The following is a 2,065-nucleotide window of genomic DNA, read 5'->3' on the forward strand; positions in this document are numbered from 1 at the left end:
ATCTAACAGACAAATTAGAATAAGACTATTATTAATTAAGTTAAGAATGGTCAGTGTTCAAACAAAACATTTTACAATGGAGAGTTTGATCCTGGCTCAGGATGAACGCTAGCGGCAGGCCTAATACATGCAAGTCGAACGATACTTTCCAGCTTGCTGGAAAGGAAAGTGGCGCACGGGTGCGTAACGCGTATGCAACCTACCTTAATCAGGGGGATAGCCCGAAGAAATTCGGATTAACACCGCATAAAATCACAGTATAGCATTATACAATGATCAAATATTTATAGGATTAAGATGGGCATGCGTGACATTAGTTAGTTGGCGGGGTAACGGCCCACCAAGACCACGATGTCTAGGGGATCTGAGAGGATGACCCCCCACACTGGTACTGAGACACGGACCAGACTCCTACGGGAGGCAGCAGTAAGGAATATTGGTCAATGGAGGCAACTCTGAACCAGCCATGCCGCGTGCAGGAAGACAGCCCTCTGGGTCGTAAACTGCTTTTATTCGGGAATAAACCTATCTACGTGTAGATAGCTGAATGTACCGAAGGAATAAGGATCGGCTAACTCCGTGCCAGCAGCCGCGGTAATACGGAGGATCCAAGCGTTATCCGGATTTATTGGGTTTAAAGGGTGCGTAGGCGGCTTATTAAGTCAGGGGTGAAAGACGGTGGCTCAACCATCGCAGTGCCTTTGATACTGATGAGCTTGAATATACTAGAGGTAGGCGGAATGTGACAAGTAGCGGTGAAATGCATAGATATGTCACAGAACACCGATTGCGAAGGCAGCTTACTATGGTATTATTGACGCTGAGGCACGAAAGCGTGGGGATCAAACAGGATTAGATACCCTGGTAGTCCACGCCCTAAACGATGAATACTCGCTGTTAGCGATATACAGTTAGCGGCTAAGCGAAAGCGTTAAGTATTCCACCTGGGGAGTACGCTCGCAAGAGTGAAACTCAAAGGAATTGACGGGGGCCCGCACAAGCGGAGGAGCATGTGGTTTAATTCGATGATACGCGAGGAACCTTACCCGGGCTTGAAAGTTAGTGAAGTTACCAGAGATGGTAGCGTCCGCAAGGACACGAAACTAGGTGCTGCATGGCTGTCGTCAGCTCGTGCCGTGAGGTGTTGGGTTAAGTCCCGCAACGAGCGCAACCCCTATGTTTAGTTGCCAGCACGTTATGGTGGGGACTCTAAACAGACTGCCTGTGCAAACAGAGAGGAAGGAGGGGACGACGTCAAGTCATCATGGCCCTTACGTCCGGGGCTACACACGTGCTACAATGGATGGTACAGAGGGCAGCAAGCTGGCAACAGCAAGCAAATCTCAAAAAGCCATTCACAGTTCGGATAGAGGTCTGCAACTCGACCTCTTGAAGTTGGATTCGCTAGTAATCGCGTATCAGCAATGACGCGGTGAATACGTTCCCGGGCCTTGTACACACCGCCCGTCAAGCCATGGAAGTTGGGGGTACCTAAAGTATGTAACCGAAAGGAGCGTCCTAGGGTAAAACCGATAACTGGGGCTAAGTCGTAACAAGGTAGCCGTACCGGAAGGTGCGGCTGGAATACCTCCTTTCTGGAGTAGAATTGACTACTTGCTGCGTTTAAAATGATATAAAATGACAAAACATCTCAAAAAGAAAACCCATAGAATGAAACATCAATAGAGTGTTCCATACTGAAGTGAAGGTATTACTAGAGGAAAGGGATATGTAGAGCAACCTCAACATGCCTTAACCAACAGTGAATTTAGTCCCGTAGCTCAGTTGGTTAGAGCACTACACTGATAATGTAGGGGTCAGCAGTTCAAATCTGCTCGGGACTACTACTAAAATTTCTAAGGGGGATTAGCTCAGCTGGCTAGAGCGCCTGCCTTGCACGCAGGAGGTCAACGGTTCGACTCCGTTATTCTCCACCATCACCCTTACCTAATACAAAAGGTAAAGAAATAAGGAAACGTAAAGAATCCTGGGGATAGAAAAGTTCTTTGACATATTGGAAGAAGTTAAAAAAGAAGAGCAAACAACAATAGAGACGTTGTTAGCT

The 2,065-nt window shown here is 47.3% G+C and carries 2 tRNA genes and 1 rRNA gene; all 3 read left to right on the plus strand.

The features are described from left to right. Nucleotides 1-73 precede the first annotated feature (73 nt). The 3 genes from ACTHQF_RS17545 (at nucleotide 74) to ACTHQF_RS17555 (ending at nucleotide 1,937) form a co-directional block, all read left to right on the plus strand. Nucleotides 74-1,595: ribosomal RNA gene (locus ACTHQF_RS17545) — 16S ribosomal RNA — on the plus strand. A gap of 175 nt (nucleotides 1,596-1,770) precedes the next feature. Then, nucleotides 1,771-1,844: transfer RNA gene (locus tag ACTHQF_RS17550), tRNA-Ile, on the plus strand. 16 nt (nucleotides 1,845-1,860) lie between these two features. Beyond that, nucleotides 1,861-1,937 (plus strand) — tRNA-Ala (locus tag ACTHQF_RS17555). Nucleotides 1,938-2,065: the final 128 nt, after the last annotated feature.

It is taken from the genome of Pedobacter sp. SAFR-022 (assembly GCF_051965375.1).
Classification (GTDB): Bacteria; Bacteroidota; Bacteroidia; order Sphingobacteriales; family Sphingobacteriaceae; genus Pedobacter.